This window comes from Sphingobium sp. B2, from assembly GCF_007693735.1.
In the GTDB taxonomy this organism is placed as follows: Bacteria; Pseudomonadota; Alphaproteobacteria; order Sphingomonadales; family Sphingomonadaceae; genus Sphingobium; species Sphingobium xenophagum.
In genome coordinates, this window is sequence record NZ_VDBZ01000001.1 from 3,152,333 (window position 1) to 3,173,536 (window position 21,204).

Annotated in this window: 24 protein-coding genes and 1 tRNA gene; 10 read left to right on the forward strand and 15 right to left on the reverse strand. The window is 60.9% G+C overall.

All coding sequences use genetic code 11. The features are described 5' to 3' along the window. From FE851_RS15365 to FE851_RS15375, 3 genes are all read right to left on the reverse strand, one after another. On the reverse strand, positions 1-764 hold a 764-nt coding region (locus FE851_RS15365), incomplete at its 3' end, for a tyrosine-type recombinase/integrase (protein WP_261370958.1). A gap of 267 nt (positions 765-1,031) precedes the next feature. Further along, positions 1,032-1,283, reverse strand: a complete 252-nt coding sequence (locus FE851_RS15370) for a helix-turn-helix domain-containing protein (RefSeq protein ID WP_145203777.1) — start codon at positions 1,281-1,283, stop codon at positions 1,032-1,034. 120 nt (positions 1,284-1,403) lie between these two features. Beyond that, entirely contained in the window at positions 1,404-1,601 is a 198-nt protein-coding gene (locus FE851_RS15375) for a hypothetical protein (protein ID WP_145203780.1), read from the reverse strand. Between the two features lie 799 nt (positions 1,602-2,400). Between FE851_RS15375 and FE851_RS15380 the strand changes: the two genes are divergently transcribed. Next, positions 2,401-2,796, forward strand: coding sequence for a polyketide cyclase (locus tag FE851_RS15380; RefSeq protein WP_145203783.1), 396 nt, complete (start codon positions 2,401-2,403; stop codon positions 2,794-2,796). On the opposite strand, the gene FE851_RS15385 is transcribed toward FE851_RS15380, so the two are convergent. The 4 genes from FE851_RS15385 to FE851_RS15400 form a co-directional block, all read right to left on the reverse strand. Further along, positions 2,774-3,712 carry a HEPN domain-containing protein gene (locus FE851_RS15385; RefSeq protein ID WP_145203786.1) on the reverse strand — a complete coding sequence of 313 codons (939 nt, stop codon included), beginning with the start codon at positions 3,710-3,712 and terminating at the stop codon, positions 2,774-2,776. The genes FE851_RS15380 and FE851_RS15385 overlap by 23 nt on opposite strands. A 70-nt stretch (positions 3,713-3,782) precedes the next feature. After that, on the reverse strand, positions 3,783-3,986 hold the full coding sequence (locus FE851_RS15390; protein WP_186378837.1) for a sigma factor-like helix-turn-helix DNA-binding protein: 204 nt from the start codon (positions 3,984-3,986) through the stop codon (positions 3,783-3,785). Beyond that, positions 3,970-4,896: an ArdC family protein gene (locus FE851_RS15395; protein WP_145203791.1), complete on the reverse strand. Its 927-nt coding sequence runs from the start codon at positions 4,894-4,896 to the stop codon at positions 3,970-3,972. Before FE851_RS15395 ends, FE851_RS15390 begins: the two co-directional genes overlap by 17 nt. A gap of 420 nt (positions 4,897-5,316) precedes the next feature. Further along, the gene (locus tag FE851_RS15400; protein ID WP_145203794.1) at positions 5,317-7,119 is read right to left on the reverse strand and encodes a ParB/RepB/Spo0J family partition protein; all 1,803 of its coding nucleotides are present in this window, start codon (positions 7,117-7,119) and stop codon (positions 5,317-5,319) included. 437 nt (positions 7,120-7,556) lie between these two features. Here FE851_RS15400 and FE851_RS15405 point away from each other — a divergent pair, with 437 nt between their 5' ends. Beyond that, positions 7,557-8,453, forward strand: a complete 897-nt coding sequence (locus FE851_RS15405; RefSeq protein ID WP_145203797.1) for an HNH endonuclease — start codon at positions 7,557-7,559, stop codon at positions 8,451-8,453. 59 nt (positions 8,454-8,512) lie between these two features. Next, positions 8,513-8,713 carry a DUF5818 domain-containing protein gene (locus FE851_RS15410; protein WP_145203800.1) on the forward strand — a complete coding sequence of 67 codons (201 nt, stop codon included), beginning with the start codon at positions 8,513-8,515 and terminating at the stop codon, positions 8,711-8,713. A 145-nt stretch (positions 8,714-8,858) separates the two neighbouring features. On the opposite strand, the gene FE851_RS15415 is transcribed toward FE851_RS15410, so the two are convergent. Beyond that, on the reverse strand, positions 8,859-9,533 hold the full coding sequence (locus tag FE851_RS15415) for a phosphoribosyltransferase (RefSeq protein ID WP_145203803.1): 675 nt from the start codon (positions 9,531-9,533) through the stop codon (positions 8,859-8,861). Further along, on the reverse strand, positions 9,502-10,338 hold the full coding sequence (locus FE851_RS15420) for a DNA-processing protein DprA (protein WP_261370959.1): 837 nt from the start codon (positions 10,336-10,338) through the stop codon (positions 9,502-9,504). Before FE851_RS15420 ends, FE851_RS15415 begins: the two co-directional genes overlap by 32 nt. 443 nt (positions 10,339-10,781) lie before the next feature. Here FE851_RS15420 and FE851_RS15425 point away from each other — a divergent pair, with 443 nt between their 5' ends. Then, positions 10,782-11,981 carry an IS256 family transposase gene (locus FE851_RS15425; protein ID WP_145203809.1) on the forward strand — a complete coding sequence of 400 codons (1,200 nt, stop codon included), beginning with the start codon at positions 10,782-10,784 and terminating at the stop codon, positions 11,979-11,981. A 106-nt stretch (positions 11,982-12,087) separates the two neighbouring features. Then, a complete protein-coding gene (locus tag FE851_RS15430; RefSeq protein WP_145203812.1) occupies positions 12,088-12,834 on the forward strand; it encodes a DUF3658 domain-containing protein in 747 nt (248 codons plus the stop codon). Here the strand turns inward: FE851_RS15430 and tnpC are convergent. The 5 genes from tnpC to FE851_RS15455 all read right to left on the reverse strand — a co-directional run bounded on the left by tnpC (position 12,823) and on the right by FE851_RS15455 (position 16,968). Next, entirely contained in the window at positions 12,823-14,436 is a 1,614-nt protein-coding gene (tnpC, locus tag FE851_RS15435; RefSeq protein WP_145203815.1) for an IS66 family transposase, read from the reverse strand. The genes FE851_RS15430 and tnpC overlap by 12 nt on opposite strands. Positions 14,437-14,549: 113 nt before the next feature. Continuing rightward, positions 14,550-14,855 (reverse strand): IS66 family insertion sequence element accessory protein TnpB, encoded by a 306-nt coding sequence (gene tnpB / locus FE851_RS15440; protein WP_145203818.1) that lies wholly within the window; start codon positions 14,853-14,855, stop codon positions 14,550-14,552. Next, positions 14,852-15,298, reverse strand: coding sequence for an IS66-like element accessory protein TnpA (gene tnpA / locus FE851_RS15445; protein ID WP_145203821.1), 447 nt, complete (start codon positions 15,296-15,298; stop codon positions 14,852-14,854). Before tnpA ends, tnpB begins: the two co-directional genes overlap by 4 nt. Before the next feature lie 234 nt (positions 15,299-15,532). Further along, on the reverse strand, positions 15,533-16,720 hold the full coding sequence (locus FE851_RS15450) for a tyrosine-type recombinase/integrase (protein ID WP_145203824.1): 1,188 nt from the start codon (positions 16,718-16,720) through the stop codon (positions 15,533-15,535). A gap of 161 nt (positions 16,721-16,881) precedes the next feature. After that, positions 16,882-16,968 (reverse strand) — tRNA-Leu (locus FE851_RS15455). A 130-nt stretch (positions 16,969-17,098) separates the two neighbouring features. Between FE851_RS15455 and FE851_RS15460 the strand changes: the two genes are divergently transcribed. Both FE851_RS15460 and FE851_RS15465 read left to right on the forward strand, forming a co-directional pair. Then, the gene (locus FE851_RS15460; RefSeq protein WP_145203828.1) at positions 17,099-17,854 is read left to right on the forward strand and encodes an alpha/beta fold hydrolase; all 756 of its coding nucleotides are present in this window, start codon (positions 17,099-17,101) and stop codon (positions 17,852-17,854) included. After that, positions 17,854-18,735, forward strand: a complete 882-nt coding sequence (locus FE851_RS15465; RefSeq protein ID WP_145203831.1) for a tetratricopeptide repeat protein — start codon at positions 17,854-17,856, stop codon at positions 18,733-18,735. Before FE851_RS15460 ends, FE851_RS15465 begins: the two co-directional genes overlap by 1 nt. Before the next feature lie 41 nt (positions 18,736-18,776). Here FE851_RS15465 and FE851_RS15470 read toward each other — a convergent pair whose 3' ends face one another. Next, positions 18,777-19,484: an SIMPL domain-containing protein gene (locus tag FE851_RS15470; RefSeq protein ID WP_107125924.1), complete on the reverse strand. Its 708-nt coding sequence runs from the start codon at positions 19,482-19,484 to the stop codon at positions 18,777-18,779. A gap of 102 nt (positions 19,485-19,586) precedes the next feature. On the opposite strand from FE851_RS15470, the gene FE851_RS15475 reads away from it, so the two are divergent. From FE851_RS15475 to FE851_RS15485, 3 genes are read left to right on the forward strand one after another with little or no spacing between them, the layout of a single operon-like run. Then, entirely contained in the window at positions 19,587-20,021 is a 435-nt protein-coding gene (locus tag FE851_RS15475; RefSeq protein WP_019053434.1) for a VOC family protein, read from the forward strand. 5 nt (positions 20,022-20,026) lie between these two features. Further along, a complete protein-coding gene (gene gloB / locus FE851_RS15480; protein WP_145203834.1) occupies positions 20,027-20,749 on the forward strand; it encodes a hydroxyacylglutathione hydrolase in 723 nt (240 codons plus the stop codon). 53 nt (positions 20,750-20,802) lie between these two features. Beyond that, the gene (locus tag FE851_RS15485; RefSeq protein WP_026002348.1) at positions 20,803-21,204 is read left to right on the forward strand and encodes a hypothetical protein; all 402 of its coding nucleotides are present in this window, start codon (positions 20,803-20,805) and stop codon (positions 21,202-21,204) included.

A 21,204-nucleotide genomic window follows, 5' to 3' on the forward strand; every position in this document is an offset into this window, starting at 1 on the left:
GCGTGGGCGGCGTTGCCTGGCAAATCGGCGAGATATATCTGCTTTGGCATGGTATCGATCCCGTCTTCAAGCAGATGAGTGGCGAAGCTGTGTCGCAACGTATGTGGCCCGACACGCTTCGTGATGCCGGCGGCGCGTGCCGCCTCGGCCGCGATACGATGCACCTGTCGGTAACAGATAGGCTTGAGATAGTGCTGCCCCGGGAACAGCCAGCCATCGCGGTGCATGACGCTCTGATCCCGGCCCTCCTTCCACCACGCACGCAAGAGAGTCAGCAGATATTTCGGGAGCATGGCATTGCGATGGCCACCACCTTTGCCGCATTCCACCCGGAGCAAGATGCGTTCGCCATCGACATCGCTGACCCTGAGTTTGGCAACCTCCGAGGCGCGCAGACCGGCCCCATAGGCGACGGACAGGATGGCCTGATGCTTGAGGCTGGTGGTCGCTCCCAGCATCCGCGTCACTTCCTCGCGGCTGAGCACGGTCGGCAATGATCGTGGATGCTTCACCCGGTAGAGCTTGCGGGTCAGGTCGGGGCGGTCGATCGTATGCGTGTAGAAGAACCGCAGCGCAGACACGATGCTGTTCAGCGTCGGCCCGCCTAGCCCTGCTTCCCGTTGGTCGAGCTGGAACTGCCGCAGCTCTTCACCGCTCGCAGTATCGGGCGGACGGCCAAGCCACATGGCAAAGCGCGCCACATCCCGCAGGTAGTTGCGCTGCGTGGCGCGTGACAAACGGCGCAGGTCCATGTCTTCGGCCATGCGCTCACGCAATGTCCGGACGGGCATCATCATGGTGGAGGTGTTTATCGTTCGACTCCTCAGTTGAAGGAGTCGATAGGGTCTGCCTGTGCTCGCCCCCGCTCAAGCCAGTCGCATCGCCAGCATGATCAGCATGACATTAGATCCCGGCGCCAATCCCGCGCAGCGGGTTCGTACAAGTCCCAAAGGTTGCCGGTCACAAATCGTGCGCCGGCGACCCAGACTGGCGAACTGGTGGGCCAGCAGTTGCTCACCGCACCGGATATCTTACTGCCGCCTGTTTCGAGCGATCAGATCCCGCAAGCTGTCTACCGGTATGAGTGTCGAAGCGCCGATCTTCACGATGCCGATGTCGCCGGACTGTATCAGTTCATACAGCTTGGACCGGCCGATCCCTGTCATGCGCACCGCTTCCGGGATACGAACCGTAAGAGTTTCAGTTTTGTCGATCCGCAGAGCCTCATCAGCCTCAACAGGAGGAATTTGCGACTTTCGGCGTGTCTTGATGATGTGAACCATGTGATGGTCATCCTGCTAAATAAGGGGTAGCCGGATCGATCCGGCGAATAGGCGAAGGTGTCATTTCGAGGAAAAGAATGTCGCTCGGCCCTTCCCTGCGAAAGGAAGGCGCCTTTCAGCTCACCCCTCTTCGAGCAGACCATGATCCCGCAGGACCGCTTTCGCGCAGTCCATGCCCAGCTCGAGCGTCTCCGGCGATCGCCGGGCTAGATCAACGTGGATGAGTTCCCGCATCTGGAGGACGGCGACAAGCAACTCCTCGCCCGGCGTGCGCAACATCCTGAACGTGGTTTCCGGCAGTGCGAGCTTCCTGAGCATGAGCCGAATCATGGAAGCACAGGGCATTCCTGCACGCGCAGCCCGGTAAAGGAGCTGATCATGGAGATCATCTTCAAGCCGTATCGTAATTCTAGCCATAAGCTATCCTATCATTTGGATGCCTGGCCTGCGTGATGAAGCAGAGGAAATGTATGCCGCTGTCTGCCGTTGGTAAAGGGTGGGATGCCGCGGCAGCCAAGGAAGTCAAAAAATTGGTGGGGGCGTCAAATGTTGCCAAGGAAAATCAATGACTTGAATTTTTTTGGCTGCCAATCGGCGTCAACGGCACCAAACAGTGCCAACGGAGATGTCTGCCAAAATCCGTTCAATGTACTGATTTTGTTGTGTAATTTTCTCGCAGCACCCGTGCGTACGGTGCATTACATTTTGCCCACAGGGCATGCGTCCCGACTTCGCATGAGCCTGCGAATGCGCCCGCATCAAAATAGCCTGGGCGGCCCCAAAAGGCCGGTCGAATCAGGCGATCCTACCCAACGCCGCGAATCGGTGACTGCACATCTGCCACGCTTTGAAACGCCTGCCGTTTTGCGAGGATCATGTATCCCCGCATGTCCTGGGGATCGGTCCTCGCCATCGACTATTGCCGCCCGGCAAGAGTCGGCGATTGCTGGCGGACATGAAAATGGCGCCGATCCAGGGGGGAAGGATCGGCGCCGGGGGGTATGATGAGAAACGGGCCAGTCCCGATTTCGATCCATTGGCCATCGCGATTCTTCTGCCGGCATGACATAGGGCGATCATGCCGATACAGCGCCCGCTCCAATCAGGAGAGAGCATCATGCTGGCCGCGCGTACCTACAGCATATCGATCGATCGCAACTGGCAGGTCCTGTATGAGGCGATCTGGCGGCCCGAGATATTCCCCAAATGGGCGTCTGGCCTCACCGAATCCGATCTTCGCCGGGGTGGAACCGGGTGGATCGCCGATGGCCCGGAGGGTCCGGTCACGATCCGCTTCACGCCCTATAATGACTATGGGGTGATGGACCATGTGGTCGAGACAGGGGATGGACAGGAGGTCCATATTCCCCTGCGCGTTATCGCCAATGGCGATGGGGCGGAGGTCATGCTGACGCTGTTTCGGCAGCCCGGCATGACCGACGAGGATTTCGCGCGGGACGCCAAATGGATCACCCGCGACCTGCGGGCGCTCAAGACCTATGTGATGGGCTGAGCGATGCTTCCAGTTCCGCGATCCGGGCGCTGCACAGCGCCCCAACCATCGCCTGCAGCATCGCGACGCGACTGGCCAGCCAGTCCAGTTCCTCGGCGGTGATGACATATTCGCGGGAATAGCGCGCCTTGATATAGGCCTCGCGCAACAGATTATAGGCGCGCTTTTCGAACTTGCTGTCGGTCGGCCAGATGGCGCGCAGCTGGGGTTCGAGCTGTTCTGTCTGGGCGCGCAGCCGGTTCAGATTATGGGTCTTGGGGCTGTACAGGGTCCGCACAAGAAAGATGCAGTGGTAGAGGCGCTCGGTCGCTTGATGGAAAAGGAATGCGGCGTCCTTTAAATCGCCCTCACCGCTATAAAAGCGCGCACCCTTGAGTGCTTTTCCTGCGCTATCGAACCATTCCTCGAAATAGTCCCGCGTCTCCTTGAGCGCTTCCCCTGCCGATAGCCGCTTGGGCTCCACGAAAGGATGGCCGGGCTCTTCATGCAGCAGGATGCCGTCGCGCAAAATATCCATGAAGAAGTAGCGGCCAAGGCGCAGCTTTTCGTTCACATCGTCAAGGCTGTGATAGACCAGCCCGACCGGGGTACGCAGCCGCATACCCTCGGCCAGTTCCTCCAGCAGCCGCTCCTCGGTCTTTGTCCAGAATTCCGCAATGTCGGTCAGGTCTTCATGATCGACGATGACGAGAATGTCGTAGTCGGAGAAGTAACGCCCCACCGGATCCTCGACCCAGTCGCCGCGCGCATAGCTGCCAAACAGGATGATCTTGAGAATCTGCCCATTGCGAAAGCGCGGCTGGGTGCGGTGGCGGATGGCCTTGGCAAAGCCCTCCCTGATGATGTCGACGACATGACCAAGCTCCCGACGCTTGCCGTCGGGCAATTTTATTTCCGGGTCGTCGAGCCTCTTCATGATGCCGCGCAGAATCGCGGCAAATCATCGCCTTGCCAAGCCCTGAAAGTCGGCAAGGCGATTTAGCATGTTATTGCATTTCGCGGACGATGATCCGGATGGCCTCGAGCATGTGATCTTGCACCTCTTCAAGCGACATGCCCTCCCTCTGCGCAATCTCGACATAGGTGAGCCCCTCCACCTGACTGGCGAAAAAGACCATATATGCCTTGGGTGGCAGTTTCTCGATTGCAGCCAGCGCCTTGGCCTGTTGGTCATCATCGGGCGTCGTCATCATCGCCTCCTGCGTCCCTGATGAAGTTCAGTAGATAGTCGGCGGCCTTGCTGGCCTGACTGGCGGCGCGGAAGATCGCCTTGCTGTCTTCGCGCAGGACAGACAGCCATGCGCCCAGATAATCGGCATGGCGCACGGTCGGCACAATGCCGAGTTCGGCGCACAGGAAGGCGCTGGCCATTTCGGCGATCAGTTCCTCGCGCGCATAGGCGGGACTGCCAAAACCGGTATCGGGCAGTCGGTCGAGCCGCGAACGATGGCCGGTCCAGTGCCCCAGCTCATGCAGCGCGGTGCGATACCAGTTGATGGGTTCATGAAAATGTTCGGGCCGGGGCACACGGATATAGTCGTCTTGCGGGGCATAATAGGCTTCCCCGCCGCCGATACGGATATCCGCGCCGGTCGCCTCGATCAGCGTCTCCGCGCGCGGGATGGCAACGGCCGGATTCCATGTCGCAATGGTGTCAGCCGATGCTGCCACGTCCAGCCCCTCGCACTGGTCGAGATTGAACACGGTAAAGCGTTTGAGGAAAGCAATCTGTCGCGGTTCGCCATCCGGCCCGGTGGGCACATGGTCCTGATCTTTGGGCGTAAACCTGTCGGCATAGCAGACGGTCGTGCCCTGCTCCCCCTTGCGCACATTGCCGCCCAATGCCTGCGCCTGCCGGTAGGTCAGCCAGCGCTGCGAACCATAGCCCTGCTCGAACAGGCGGTGCCACAGGATTAGCACATTGATCCCCGAATAGCGCCTGCCGGTCCCGCCGTTGCGCGGCAGGCCCAGCGCGGCCTTGCCATTATCCCATGGCCGCACCCATGGCAGCGTGCCTTCCTCCAGTTGCGCGATGATCCGGTCTGTCACTTCGCTATAGAGGGTCGCGCCGGCGCGCGTGGACTTGTCGTGATGTCCCATGACCTTTCTCCTTCCCGCATCGCACCGGCCGCCGGAGTGGCGGGGGTGGGCGGCAGGAGCGAACCGGCAGGCGCCCCGACAGAGGCGGGCCGCACCCGCAAGGGCCGCAACGGATGTGGAGGAGTTGGCGCGAAGCCCGACTTGCGACCCGCCGCGGGGGGACTAGAGGGTAGCGACGCCCACCCCCGCCGCGCCGACAGGCCGATCAGACAATGATCCAACGCCATCGTGCCGATTGCGCGATGACCGCTGCCGAACCCTTCGCGCTGCCTTTCGCAGCGCTCCGCATCCCCCGAATTGTCCCGCAAACAATGACGCCGGGCGGCGAAGCCGACCGGCGCCAAATTTCCACCGGCTCGTCCGCCGCTCCCACAAGTGGGAAAGCAGGCGGCGTACTACCGCCGCCTGCAAGGTTTTGGATCAGGCTGCTTGCTGGACCGGTTCGTCCTCGCTGGAGATCACCTCTTCATCGCTGGTGTCTGTCGCGTCGGCGGCACCCTCCTCCGGCTCCCCCTCGTCCTGTGGCTCGATAAACGGCGCAACCGCCTCCCACCGCTCGACGCTGCCAACCCCGCCCCGCTGGGTATAGGTGGACGGCGGAAAGGCCATCCAGCGCGGCACCCAGCCGTCCCGCTTCTCCCGCCCACTGGTCCCGGCAAGACAGTCCCGCACGATCTGCCGCTGCACCTTGGCCGTTGCACCACCATTGCCGGTTGCGGCTTCTTTGCCTGCGACATCGGCAAGGACATGCCCCATCACCTCCCGGTCGCGGATAAGATCAAGCAAAGCGTCATCGGCCTGCCAGCAGGACGTCATTTCCACGGCCATCTGGACGCCCAGCAATTCGACCAGCGCCGACCCGGCTTCCAGCGTTTCGCCCATGACAATGGCGAGAATGCCCAGCACCATGGCGTCGTCGAGTTCGAGCAGCCGCAAATAGAGCGGGATCAGCTCCCGATCATAAGCATGGCCGGTCACGGTCGGCGTGTCGGGATCAAGACCAAGCAAGTCGAGGGCGATCCGTCGCTCCCTGTCGAAATCCGCTTCCGACGTGCAATTCTCGACGCTCTGCGTGATCGCATCGCTTGGCCCCCGCTGCGAGGTCACATCGACCCGCCATAGCGACGATCCGGCAATGACATGGGCAACCATTAACCGCAAAGCGATGGCAGGGGCCGTCCCGACCTTCGCGCGCACGGCGGCATGGCGATGGAGATCGACATAGCTGGCCAGTGGCGCGGACAGTTCGGGCCGAACCGCCTTCTCAACGCTGCCGCCCTGTTCCAGCTTCCGCGCCTCCTTGAGGGTCACATAGCCTTCATGGAAACTGACATCGCCGCCATGACCCATGCTGATATAGACCCGCCCGCCCTTGGCCTTGGGGCAACGCTCATGCTCCCACGCATGAAAAGCCTCGCCCCGCGCCATGACGGCAACGTCCAGCCACCCGGCATCACGATAGCCCTCGACGCGCTCGGCAACCGCCGCCTCCTGCATCTGCCAGAACAGATCGGCATCGGCGAAATAGCTATGATCGCCGAACAGGTCGGCCACGATCCCGCCCTTATAATCGGCCGGATCGAACAGTGCCTTATCGGTCGCAATGGCGCTGCCGCCCAGCAGCCAAGCTTTCACATAATGGCCCATAGGCGGACGCGCATCCTCGTTGTCCAGCAACGCCAGCCATTCACGCTGCCGGGCCTTTGACGCCAAGGTCAGATGCCGCACGGTCACGGCGTCGATATTGTCGCTGCGATAAAGATTGCGGATGCGGGGCAGCAGGTTGCCCAGTGCCAGCGTCCGCTTCACCTGCAAGGCGGTCAATCCAAAGGTCAGCGAAATATCCTCAGGCGACCGGCCCTCCTTGACCAGCCGCGTGAACGTCTCCCACCGCGTCACCTCGTCGGGATCGAGCCGGGCGATATTCTCGATCAGCGATGCTTCCAGCGCCGCCGCGTCGTCGCCCGCCTCCATGATCGCGCAGGGCAGCGGTTCAACGCTCCCCTCCTCCTGCGCGACGATCAGCGCGGCATGATAACGCCGCTTGCCCGCGACAATTTCATAGGTGGTAGGGCTGCCATTCTGCCGAACGATCAACGGGACCAAGACGCCCCGCGCCCGAACGGACGAAAGGATGTTGGTCAGGTCCGGCACCTTCTTAACGCCGCGCATGTTCGCAGGCGAGATCGAGAGGCAGGCGATATCGATATGCTTGAGTTCCATGGTCCGTACTCCTTGCCAAACACCGGCCCCGGAAATCGGGGTGGGCGGCAAGAGCGCACCGGCAGGCCCGGATAAGCGGCGGGCTGCAGCCGCAGGACCGCAACATTAGTGAAGGAGCCGTGCCACCGGCCGGCTTGCCGCCCGCCGCGACGGGCCTAGAGGGAAGCCACGCCCACACCGCTCGTCCGGGTCCGGACCACGCCATCGCCGACAAGCGATGTCCGCCAGCGATCCTTCAGGGTCGCGCGTCAGCGATCAGAACCCGCAAGGGCCGAGACAGGCCAAGCTGGCTCGGTGGAGCGGAAGCGGAATAGAGCGCGGCCCAGAGGGGACGCCCGGAAAACCCCCAAGCAAAACAGCTATCCCTTGCTTGGTCCCCACTAACCGGGCCATGGTCGATATTGCGGCTGATACCGCATCGGGGGGATAACAAGGCCATGGCCTTTGGCGTTTTCATTCATCGGTCGGATTCGATCTACGACGACAGCCCGGCCGAGCGCTATCAGTTCCCGTCCCAATATCTTGGCCGCGTCTCTGCCTGCCTCGACGACTGGATCGTCTATTACGAGCCGGTCAAGGTCAGCGGCACCCGCGGCTATTTTGCTGTCGCCAAAGTCGGCCAGGTCATTCCCGATCCCCAGGCGCCCGGCATGTATATCGCCATGATCGAACCGGGCAGCTATCTTGAATTTGCCAACGCCGTGCCCTTCAACGGTCCCGACGGCCTGGCGGAGCGCGGCCTCCTTAACGACGCCGGAAAGATTTCCGGCCGCGCCCAGGCAGCGGTGCGCCCCATTTCGGCCGCCGACTTCAACCATATTCTCGATCTCGGCCTGGACGAGCGTGCCCCCCTCCTGCCACGCGTCGATGACCTGATGCCGCCCCTCTTCCAGGACGGGGCCATGCCCTTCCTCGCCGAACAGGAACGCCGCCGCACGACAACACTCGTTTCCAGGATCGAGCGCGACCGTGTTTTCCGCCGGGTCGTGCTGCGCGCCTATGACGAGCGCTGCGCCATTACCGGCCTCAAACTCATCAATGGTGGCGGCCGCGCGGAAGCCGAAGCCGCGCATATCCGCCCGGTCGAAGCCAATGGCCCTGATAGCGTCCAGAACGGTATTGCCCTGTCCGGCACCGTCCACTGGATGTTCGACCGGGGGCTGATCAGCCTCTCGGACGATCTCGACATCATGATCTCTCGTCAGGCCAATGACACGGACAGCATAACCGGCCTCATCAACAAGAGCCGCCGCGCCACTCTTCCAATTCGCGCAGCGGACCGGCCACACCCCCATTTCCTGGCCTGGCACCGGGATAATGTCTTCAAGCTCTGAATGCCGAACCTGCCAAAGCAGCCTGACCCGCCCCCGGCATAGCCAAGGATCATCAGCCCATGGCCAGATACCGCCCCGTCATATTGGAAGGCCTGCTGATGCAGGAAGGCCGCCAGCTTATCCTGCAAATGGCCGACGGTGGGCAATGGCGGCTTCTGGCCCTGGGCAGGCAAGAGCATCTTCTGGGCCGCCATGTGCGTATCGAGGGCGTGCGGGAAGGCCATGATATTGTTGCCGTCGACAGGATCGTTCCGCGATGACGCTGACACAGGAGCAGATAGCCTGAGGCGCGGCGTACAAACGGCTCATTCAGCGAGATATCGAATAGGCTGGAGGTTTGACCGAAACCTTACTTGAGATCACAGCGGTCGCATGCATCCTCATTTGAGGCGTGTTGCAAGCACTTTACAGGTCTTCTAGGTCGGTCAAATCACCGAAGGCCCACGAATGATCGATAATTCGCCTCGCAACGAAAAGGCCGATCACCTTGGTGTTGGGCAACTTAGATAGGATCATATCTTTGCAGGCTCTGAAGCTGCAGCCGGTCGTTAACATGTCGTCAACTAGGAAAACGATCTGTGGAAGGTTTGCAAAGTGCTCCGTGCGTAAGCTGAGTTGGGCCTGCAGGGCCACCGGGTCTCGCGCGGTATCGTTTTGATGTGCGGCTGCGCGTGGAGCGGCCAGATATATCAATTCTCGAAGATCGACGTCACGATGGATTGCGCGCACCACTTGCGACATGCGATCATCATACTCCGGATCGTTCGGCAGCTTTGACGGTGGAATCGGTACGAACGCGACAGCGTTTAGGGCATTCATGTTGATGCCATTGGCGAGAGCGGCAGCAGCCTTGAGAATGGCCTGTCCCTTATACTTCCACTGATAAGTTCCACGAGTGCTGGGCTTCTTTTTGAGATTGAGCACTAGCTGATTTGTAGAACTGTGAGAAAATCCTGCACCGGACGTATATTCACCAACAAAATAGCAGTCATCATCCGCCGTGAGGTGATGATGGTCGCCTCTCTCGAGGTCGGTAATCTTCCGGAGCTTACCTAACCAACTGCCGTCGGACGTCGTCATAACTGTCTACCCGGATTGCCCCGTCTTTTTCGAACCGAGCAGGCCATGTTATGTCATCGCGCTCGAAGCAGCTCTTCATGATAAGGAGTTTTCGGCCCTGCCGAAGCGCTTCGCGAGCCTGGACGAGGGTCCCTGATGTCTCTCCGGCTTCAACTATGATGGTAGCGTTCGTGAGTGCTGACATCACCTTGTTCCGTTCAGGGAAGAAGAAGCGGTTAGTCCGGAAATTCTGAGCATCATACCGCTCGACTGGGATCGGGCTGATCAGAAGATATTCCCTGGCAATCTGATCTTGGAGCGCGGCATTGGCTTTCGGATAGGCTTGTCCCAAGGGCGTGCCGATCACGGCAATCGTCTGCCCGCCATTATCGATAGCGCCCTGATGTGCTGCAGTATCGATACCTTCGGCCAAGCCTGAAACGACCGTGATCCCATCTTGTGTCAGCCGCTTGGCGAGAAAGGTGGCTCGCGCCCTCCCCTCTTCCGTTGGCTTGCGAGTTCCGACAACTGCGACGCCCGGTTGAGCAGCCAGCGCCCAATTGCCTTGGAAATAGAACAGCTCGATCGGATCGGTGGCGTCGCGTAGGCGCTCCGGATACTCCCACTCACCGTAAACGCGAACATCGAAACGGTTGCTTGTCCTCGCACGGAGCTTCTCGATAACACGCGCACCCAACGCCCGAGCTTCAGCCTCCGGTACCAAGTCAGAGGGACGGGCACCTGGCGCTTTTCGGAACGTCTCTGCTAGGCTCTTGAAGCTAGCATTATGGGCCGACCAAAGAGCCTCGTAAGCACCAAGCTCCAAGACCGCGTCCAAAGGCGCCGATATAGGATCAGCGCGATCACTCATATTCCAAAATGTGGGTTGCACCAGTGTCCCTCTAGCTCGCCATCAAAGCCTAAGCCCTTTCGAAGGTCAATACGTGACCCTCGCAAAGAGGATAAAATCGATGATCCGATATTGAACAAAACAGGAACATTGTCAACAAAATCGGAACCGCTCGGGTAGGAGGCGAATTAGCTCACACCCCGACCATTTCAATTGTGTTCTGTAAGCGTCCGCTGTGGACCGTTTGCGTGATAGCGGTGGTCGTGTCCCTGGTGGTGGTGTAGGTTTTGAGGGTTAGCGAAGCTGACCGGACGCGCGCTCATCGATAAAGCGCTGTAGCGGCCGGTCAGTTTCGCGGGTGGTCATCGGTGAACTTCGGATAAGTTGGAGTTGCGAAGCTCAACTTACGGAGACCACCGATGACCAATGACAAGATGGACCTGCACGCCTTGGTTGGGAAGACAGCCGATGGCGATTTTCTACGCGACATGATCGGCTTTGCCGCGCAGCGGCTGATGGAACTGGAAGTGGGCAGTGTGACCGGCGCTGCCTATGGTGAGAAAGATCGTGAGCGCCTGGCACAGCGGAACGGCTATCGGGATCGGGACTGGGAGACGCGAGCAGGCACGGTCGAGCTGCGGATCCCCAAGCTGCGCAAGGGAACATATTTTCCCGGGTTCCTGGAGCCCCGTCGCTTGGCGGAGAAAGCGCTGACGGCCGTCATTCAGGAAGCCTATATCCAAGGCATTTCAACCCGCTCGGTCGACGATTTGGTGAAGGCCATGGGGATGAGCGGTATCTCAAAGAGCCAGGTTAGCCGTCTGTGCGTGGAGATCGATGAACGCGTGAAGGCTTTTCTCGATCGTCCGATTGAAGGCGACTGGCCCTACCTGTGGATGGACGCGACCTACATCAAAGTGCGGCGGGCCGGTCGCATTGTCTCGGTCGCCGTCATCATCGCCGTTGGCGTCAACAGCGATGGCCGGCGCGAAGTGCTCGGCATGGCGATCGGTCATTCCGAAGCGGAGGTCTTCTGGACCGACTTTCTACGCAGCCTTGCTCGTCGCGGTCTGCGCGGCGTGAAGCTGGTGATCTCCGATTCCCACGAAGGCATAAAGGCTTCCGTCGCCAAAGTGTTCAGCGCCACCTGCCAGCGATGCCGGGTTCATTTTATGCGCAATGCGCTGGCCCATGCCGGCAAGAGCGGACGCCGGGTCGTATCAGCTTTTATCGCCACCGCCTTCGCTCAGGAAACTCCGGAGGCTGCAAAGGCCCAATGGCGCAGTGTAGCTGATCAGCTCAGGCCAACCGTGCCAAAGCTGGCTGCTCTCATGGATAGTGCTCAAGAAGATGTGCTGGCCTATATGACGTTCCCGGCCCAGCATCGCACAAAGCTCCACAGCAACAATCCGATCGAGCGGCTCAATGGCGAGATCAAGCGGCGCACCGATGTCGTCGGCATCTTCCCCAACGAAGAGGCAATCACACGACTTGTCGGGGCTATCCTATTGGAACAAAATGATGAATGGGCCGTCCAACGCTGCCGCTATATGACACTTGAGAGCGTCTTAGGTTTAAGCGATAATCCCATCATCACGTTGCCTGCCATGGCAGCTTGATCATCCCGGCTTAGCCGGAGGTCGCTGTGACTACCGCCAGCGAACCTACACCACGCCTTGGGGCACGATCATAGCGGTTTGGTGCTTCATCCATTAGGCTGACCGGATGACTTCAGAAAACTCTCAGCTTCACGTTGTCTTTGGGCGTTCCGCAGCAGGAACTTTGCAACAAGCGCTGGAGGTTGCCGGCCGAGAAGGAATTGTCGTTGCGCCATATGATGATTTCAGTTTTGGCCCCATAGACAGGGACGATGCTAATGCACGCGCTCAATGGGTCGAGAATGAATTGGGCTATTCTGACTGGCAGAAGATTTTCGAGGATAGCTTGCCCGTCCTGAGTGCCTCGATGGAGGCAAGTAAGCCCCCCATTGCGTGGATTTCTCCAGACAGCGCGCATAGTGCTGCCGGCTTTTTGTGGTGGCTGTCGCATATGGCGGACAAGGAGTGTCAGATCCTTGATGTGCCGCGCCTCAGCCTACTCGATCCCGAAAGCATGACTGAATATCTCGATAAGGCAGAACCTCTATCGGCGGGGCGACGGGCGCGTAGCTTGGGCTTGTGGCTACAACTTCAAGCGGAGAATGCCCCTCTGCGTATCCTGGGCGACGCCGGGTTGATGTCTGCGCCGCTTGAGCATTTCGATGCAGCCCTATTGGAGCATGCGACACCGGAATGGCAAAAGATGGCGAGAATTGTGGCTGGAGTGCTCGGTGACTTCTTTTTAGAGGGCATTTATCAAACAAGCGATCTTGTCTTGGGATCTCGGTTGGCCGACCTCGCTGAAGCTGGAATATTGGAATGGCGAGGAGATCTAGGACATATGGCGAGCTGCGAAATGCGGCTACCCGCATAAGGGCGGCCAGTTCCAAGGCAGCAACTCATCGACCTTATTGATGGGATGGCCCTTGCCGATCCGGTCGAGCACATCGGCCAGCCAAGCCTGCGGGTTCACATTGTTGAGCTTGGCCGTCTCCAGCAGTGAGTAGATCGCAGCGGCGCGCTCCCCGCCGCAGCCGGCACCCGCGAAAAGCCAGTTCTTCCGGCCCACGGCTATGCCGCGTAGGGCGTTCTCCGCGAGGTTGTTGTCGATCTCCAACCGCCCGTCCTCGGTGTAGGCCAGCAGTTGCAGCTTAAGCTTCACGGCATAGCGCAGCGCTTCGGCCAACGGAGACCGTGCTGAAATCTGCCCCAGCACGCCGTCGGCCCATGCGAAGAAATCCAGCGCCCGCAGCCGAGACAGCTTGCGTGTCTTCCGGCGGTCATCGGCAGGATCGCAGTCGATCCCACGCTCGACATCGTAAAGCTCGCGGATGAGCTTCAGCCCCTCTGCCGCGACGGAATGCGGATCGGCCTTGTAGACATCGTGCAGCTTCCGCCGCGCATGTGCCCAGCAGGCGACAGGCGTTATTAGCCCCGGCTGACGGTCGGGCGCATAGAGGCGCTCGAACCCAGCATAGGCGTCGGCTTGCAGGAATCCCACGAATGTCTTGAGATGTTCGCGCGGACGCTCGCCCTTGCGATCCGGGCTGTAGCGAAACAGCGCTGCGGGCTTATCGCTCGGTCGCCATCGTCGATTGTCGCGCAGATAGACCCATAATCGTCCTGTTGCAGTCTTGCCGGTGCCCGGCGCCAATACCGGCACGGGCGTATCGTCGGCATGGAGCTTGGGGCTGGCCATGAAATGATCGGCGATGCGGTCGACCAGCGGCTGCAACAGCCAACTGACCTGTCCCAGCCAGTCGGCCAGGGTTGAACGGCTGAGGTCGACACCCTCACGGGCATAGATGCGTGACTGCCGGTAAAGCGGCAGATGGTCAGCAAACTTCGATATGACCACATGCGCCAGCAGGTTCGGACCAGCCCTGCCACGCGGGATCGGCAAGGCTGGAGCCGGTGCCTGGCTGATCGCATCGCAGCGCCCGCAGGCCAGCTTGGGGCGAACATGGCGCACGACGCGGAAACGACCGGGCACATACTCCAGCACCTCGGTCACGTCCTCGCCCAGCTTGCCCATGGTGGCGCCGCAGGCGGAGCAGCCATCGACGTCGGGTGCGGCATGCACCGTCTCGTCGCGCGGCAGATGGTCGGGCAATGGCAGGCGCTTCGGCTTGCGAGCCGTCGATGGACGTTCCTCTGTTGGAAACATATCCCCGACGGCACATGCGGCATGGGCATGTTCTGCTTCGAGATCCTCCAGCGTCAGTTCCAGTTGATCCGCCATCTCGGTGATCCGCTCGGACGACTGGCCGAACTTCATCCGCCGTAGGCGGGATAGCTGAACCTTGAGCTTCTCGATCTGGAGCGTGGTCAGCTTGACCGCGTTACGGGTCGCCTCATGGGCTGTCCGCTCGGCTTCCAGCGCCTGTTCCGAGGCAGCGATACGCGCCTGCATATCGGCGAAAAGCGCGCGCAATGCATCGGGATCGGCAGGAAGGTTTATCTCGTCGGCGGACACGGTTCCCCATAGCAAAATGGCCCATGCAGACCAAGGAAAATGCCCGGTTTTACGTCACTTTATGCCTACATCTGTACCGGCAGACGCGGCGCTTCCGGGGCGATGGTTCGCCGCTAATCCATCGCCTCGATCAGCAGTGCAAACTGCGCCGGGGTCAGCACTACGCCGCCCTCGACAAGCGGCGGCCATACGAAACGATGCCGCTCCAGACGCTTGGCGAACAGGCATATGCCCGAGCCGTCCCAGTGCAGCGCCTTGAGATAGTTGCCGCTCCTGCTGCGGAACAGGAAGACGTGACCGCAGTAAGGCTCGACCGCGAACAGCGGTCGCACCAGCGCCGCCAGACCGTCGAACCCCAGGCGCATGCTGACGGGCTTGCTCGCGAGATAGACCTTCGTGCCCGGTGCCAATGAGATCATGAAATATCCCGCAAGGTCCGCAACACGCGGGCGAGCGCCTTCTCGTTCACATAGCTATCCACCGACAGACGAACGCCGCTGGGCAGGTCTATCCCGATCTCGCCAGGGCGTGCGCCGGGATGTGGACGGGTCAACTCTTCCATCACCGGCATCGTCGGAACCGGCTCAGGACGTGCCGGCGGCCGTGCAGCGGGAACAGTGGCGACAGCACCCTCGGGCACGGCCCCATATGAGATGAAAGTCAGCGGCTCGCTGGCGATCTTCTCCGCCTGCCGTCGTGCTGTCCGCCAGCTATAGATCAGGCTCTCGGCTATATCATGCCGCTTCGCCACCTCGCGCACTGTGACATCCGGCGCATCAGCCTCCCGCATGATGGCATCCCGCTCAGCGGGAGAATATTTACGGCGGCGTTCCGTGCGGGTGATGACCTCGATCCGGCCCATCTCCTGATCTCCTTATGGAGTCCAGAAGGAGACTCCTATCGACCCTCCCTCGCCAACAGGGGCGGACCGCGCAACACGCCCAAGGCCGGACGCTTACTGTGTTCTTAACCGCTGCTGCGACAGGGGCGACGCGATAATAACTTTGTCGTCGTTGCGAACGCCTTCGAAACCAGCGGTTTAGCGCAGTGCCGCATAAGACACCGCCGCGCGCCGGTTCGAAAGGCGTCCTTTACCCTACTTGATGGCCGCACCATCCAGATAGTCCGACCAGGCCTGCATCATCGCTATTCGCTCGTCCCAATATTCTCCGCGCGCATAAGCTCGCCGAACCGCGTCTGCCTCAGCGTGCGCCAACTGCCGTTCAATTGCATCAGGATGCCACTTACCCATCTCGTTGAGCAATGTGCTCGCCATGGCTCGAAAGCCGTGACTCGTCATTTCATCGCCTGAATAGCCCAACCGTCGAAGGGCGCCGTTCAACGCATTTTCGGACATGGGCCGCTTTATGGACTGAAAGCCGGGAAACACATATTTACCCGTTCCGGTGACCTCCCTGATGGAAGACAGGATGGCAAGGGATTGCCGCGAAAGCGGGACGCGATGTGGGCGCCGCATCTTCATTTTTTCCGCCGGAATCGACCATAACGCCTTGTCGAAATCGATCTCCAACCATTCGGCATGGCGCAATTCGCCAGGACGGACAAAAACATGCGGAGCCAGCCGCAAGGCGGCTCTTGTCACCGCATGACCATCAAAACCGTCAATCGCACGCATCAGCGGCCCGACCTGTTGACTGTTGGTGATGGCAGCCAGATGCTTCACCCTTGGTGTAGTCAGGGCGTCGCGAAGATTGGCGGAGAGATCATGCTCCGCCCTTCCTGTTGCGATTGCGTAACGAAATACTCTGCCGCAGACACTCCTCAGTCGTCTGGCAGTTTCATGTCGGCCTCGCCCTTCGACCTCCCGCAAAACAGCAAGAAGTTCCATGCTCGTGATCTCGCTCATCTTGCGATCGCCGAGGCTGGGGTAGGCAAATTCGAGAAGCCATTTGATCTTGCCGATGGTGACATCCCCAAGTCCTTCCCGTTCTCGCTTGGCGAGCCACTCCTCGGCAACGGTGCGAAAACCAGTAGTCGCCTCGAAGGCTTCCTGAGCTTCAATTTCCTTTCGCGTTGCGGTGGGATCCGATCCGGCCGCTAGGAGCCTGCGGGCCTCCTCTCTTTTCTCTCGCGCCTCCGCCAAGGTGATCAACGGGAAGACGCCCATCGCCATCGTCTTGGCTCTGCCATCGAAGCGATAATTCATGCGCCAGTAGCGACCGCCTTGTGGCGTCACCAACAGATAAAGACCATGCCCGTCCGCGAGCTTGTAGGGCTTGTCTCTCGGCTTTGCCTTGGACAATGCGAGGAATGAAAGTGCCATGAGGGTATCTCCTGCGGCCCTGTTGGCCGATACCCGCAAAGATACCCTCAGCTACCCTAAATTCCCAAATCCACCAGTGGAAACCGATGGACGTCAGACACAAAAAAACCGCTGAATTCAGCGGTTTTTTCAATCTATGCGGACTGCTCCGGAAGAACAAATGGTGCCCAGAAGAGGACTCGAACCTCCACGACCTTGCGATCGCCAGCACCTGAAGCTGGTGCGTCTACCAATTCCGCCATCTGGGCACGGGGTAGGAGCGCGCAACTAGCCGCTGGCCTTGGGGCTGTCAACGCAGGAAAGCGGATAATTTTTGTGGCTTGGGCAAAAAGCCGGGTTATGGGCGATCAAGCCCTTTGCCTGACAGGATGCCCCGCCATGACCCATGCCGATTTCGTACCGCCCGCCCTGTTTACCCGGCCTGACGGGGTGCGCCTTGCCTATCGTCAGCGGGGTGGCGCGGGGCCGACGATCGTCTTTTTGCCGGGCTATATGTCCGACATGGAAGGGGGCAAGGCGATCGCGCTGGACGCTTGGGCGGCGCGCAGCGGGCGCGCGATGTTGCGGCTAGACTATGCCGGGTGCGGGGCCAGCGACGGGCGGTTCGAGGATGGCACGCTGGCCAGTTGGCGGGACGATGTGCTGTTGCTGGTCGATGCGCTGGTCGAAGGGCCGATGGTGCTGGTGGGATCGTCCATGGGCGGCTGGCTGGCATTGCTGGTGGCGCTGGCGCGGCCAGAGCGGATGGCGGGACTGGTGGGCATCGCCGCAGCGCCGGATTTTACGGACTGGGGCTTTACCGAGGCGGACAAGGCGTTGCTGATGACCGAGGGGCGGATCGAGGAGCCAACGCCCTATAGTGACCAGCCCTATGTGACGACGCGGGGCTTCTGGGAATCGGGGCAGGCGTCGCGGCTGCTGGGTGGACCGATCGCCATCGACTGTCCGGTGCGGTTGCTGCACGGGCAGTGCGACGATGCTGTGCCCTGGGAAACGGCGCTGCGGATCGCGGCGCAGGCGCGTTCATCCGATGTGCAGACGCTGCTGGTTAAGGACGGCGACCACCGCCTTTCCCGCGACAGCGACATCGCCCTGCTGATCCGCACCGTCGCCAGCCTGCTGGATAGTCTCTGATGCCCTTTTTCCTGCCGCTCCTGTTCCTTGCGCAAGGCTATGACCCGGAAATCGAGGCGGTGATGAACCGCAGCCGGAAGGAGAAGCAGGAAGCAGCGGCGGCTGCGACGGCTGCGGCCCCCAAGCCAGCAGCGGCGCGGGAGGATGGACGGATTCCGGTTCCGGCCAAATATGCCGCACCTTTTCAGGCCTGCCTGGATCAGGCGATCGAAGCGCCCGATGCAGGCGTCGCCTTTGCCCAGAAGTGGCGGATCGACGGCGGCAGTTTCTATGCGCGGCATTGCATGGGCTTTGCCTATGCCCGCGCCGAGCGCTGGGGCCCTGCGATCGTCGCGTTCGAGCAGGCAGCCGAGGAAGCGGAGCGCAGCGCCGAAATGGCGCAGAGCGCGCGGCTGTGGGCGCAGGCGGGCAATGCGGCACTGGCCAGTGGTGATCCGGCCAAGGCGCGGCAGGATTTCGATGCGGCGCTGGCGCGTGGGCTGCCGGATGGACTTGAGAAAGGCGAAGTGCATCTCGATCGGGCGCGGGCGCTGGTGGCGCTGGGCGATAGCGCCGCGGCACGCGAATCACTGGATGTGGCGCTCGCGCAGGCCCCAGGAGACCCGCTCGGCTGGCTGCTGTCGGCGACGCTGGCGCGGCGGTCGGGCGAGATGGCCTTGGCACAGGCGCATATTGCCCGTGCCGTGCAACTGTCGCCTGACGATGCGTCGGTGGCGCTGGAGGAAGGCAATATCGCGGTGCTGACACAGCATGACGATGTCGCGCGCTCGGCCTGGCAGCGCGCGGTCAGGCTGGCGCCGACGACAGCGGCGGGGAAGGCAGCGGCGGACAATCTGTCGCGATTGCCCGCCGCGGGTGCGCTTAAACCGACACTGAACTAGACATATGCAATGATTTTTACCGATATATATCTAAGCTGTTGTTATTTAAGGTAAAAATCAACCGTTGTGACGACACGGACCTTTTTGTAGGGCGTATCGCTCGATCCGTCGCCGCCTTCGCCGTCGCGTGCGTCGATCGAAAAATAGCCCTGGGTCGCGCTTTTGATGCCGCCGACGCTGGTGCCGCTGTCTTTCGCGAATTGTTCGGCAGCGTTGCGCGCATCCTTGGTGGCGGCGGCGACCATCGGGGGTTTGAGGTCGTTCAATTTGGTGAAGCTGTAGCGCATGCCGGACCCTTCCTGCAGCGTCACGCCGCGGCGGACCAGGTCGAATTGTTGCGCGACGGCGCGCTGGGCGCGGGCGATGTCGGTGGTGCGCAGCAGCATCCGCTGGGTAATGGTGATATTGTTGACGCCATTGTTGAGATATTGGTTCACGCCAGCGCCGACCGGGGTGAGGGCGTCAGGCTTGAAGCCCAGACTGGCAAAATAGGCTTTGAGTTCGCGCGTGTTGTTGTCGATTTCGGCGCGCACCGTAGGCAGGTCGAAGCCGGTCGCCGAATAGCTGATCGACCAGGTGGCAAGGTCCGCCGTCACATCCTTTTCGGCAAGGCCGCGCACGGTGACAGAGCGGTCCGCTGCCCTGGCCCGTTTCAGCCCGTCGCCCAGCAGATAGCCGCCGCTCATGACGCCCAGCGCCAGCAACGCGGCACTGCCCAGCAAAACCTTGTCCCGCAATTCCAATGCCATAATGCTTTCCTCTTCCTTCGGGGGATGCGCGACCTTATCTATAGGGTTGTCGTGCCAGAACTGAGATGAACCGTTGCTTTATGGCGACGAATGGAGTGACCCTTGCCCAAATATCTGCATAGCATGATCCGCGTGACCGACATCGACAAAAGCATCGCCTTTTTCGACCTGCTGGGGCTGAAAGAGGTCAAGCGGTTCGATAGCGAACAGGGGCGCTTCACATTGGTCTTTCTCGCCGCGCCGGGCGATGAGGAGGCGCAGGTTGAATTGACCTATAACTGGCCCCCGACCGACGGCAGCCAGCCGGAAAGCTATGATGGCGGGCGCAATTTCGGCCATCTCGCCTATCGGGTCGAGAATATATACGAGACCTGCCAGCGTTTCCTGGACGCGGGCGTGACGATCAACCGGCCGCCGCGCGACGGGCATATGGCTTTCGTGCGATCGCCGGACGGCATTTCGATCGAACTGTTGCAGGACGGGCGGCTGGACCCGGCCGAACCCTGGGCGTCGATGCCCAATGTTGGTACATGGTGAGCGCTATGCTGGAAGTGACCCGCATCCCGGTGCTGAGCGACAATTATGTCTGGCTGATGCATGACGCAGCAAGTGGCGAGACGGTGGTGATCGACCCTGCCGTCGCCGATCCGGTTCTGGCAGCGGCGCAGGCGCGCGGCTGGACCATTGGGCAGGTGTGGAACACCCACTGGCATGGGGATCATGTCGGCGGCAATGCGGCGATCAAGGCGGCCACGGGTTGCACGATTACCGGCCCGGCGGCGGAAGCGGACAAGATCGGCACGCTCGACCGGATGGTGGGAGAAGGCGATGAGGTGCGGATCGGCGCACATGTCGCGACCGTGATGGAAATCCCGGCTCACACCGCCGGGCATATCGCCTATCATTTGGCCGACGAGCATATCGTTTTTGTCGGCGACACGCTGCTTGCGATGGGTTGCGGGCGGTTGTTCGAGGGGACCGCGGCGCAGATGTTCGCCAATATGGCGAGGCTGGGCGCTCTGCCGGAGGATACGGCGGTCTATTGCGCGCATGAATATACACTCTCCAACGGTCGTTTCTCTTTGGAGGTGGAGCCGGACAATGCGGCGCTGGCTGCACGGATGGTAGAAGTGGAGGCTGCGCGGGCGCGTGGCGAGGCGACCGTGCCGACGACGATCGGACTGGAGCGGGCGACCAACATCTTCATGCGGGCGCGGAACGTTGATGAACTGGCGCAGCGGCGCGCGGCTAAGGATGCGGCCTGACGGATTCTGCGCTATGTTGCCGTCTTTGGGGGCAGAGAAAGAGGAGAGCCATGATGCGTGCATGGATATGCCTGACGCCCATGCTACTGGCCGCCTGCACCGGTAGCTACGAACCCACCCCCCTGACCCAGAAGCAGGCGACAAAGCTGGAAGAGGAGCTGGCTGGCAAGGTTGCAGGCGAAAAGGTCAGCTGCATCGACCAACAGCCGCAGACCAACCTGACGGTGATCAGCAACAATGTGCTGCTCTATCGCGTGAACAAGCGGCTCATCTACAAGAATGAGCTGATGGGCAGTTGCAACGGCCTGACCTTTGGTGACACGCTGATCGTGCGCGTTTTCGGGACGCAATTGTGCCGGGGCGATCTGGCCGCCAGCGCCAATTTGATGTCGGGGATGACCACGGGCAGTTGCGCACTGGGGGATTTCATACCCTATCGCACACCTGGCAAGTGA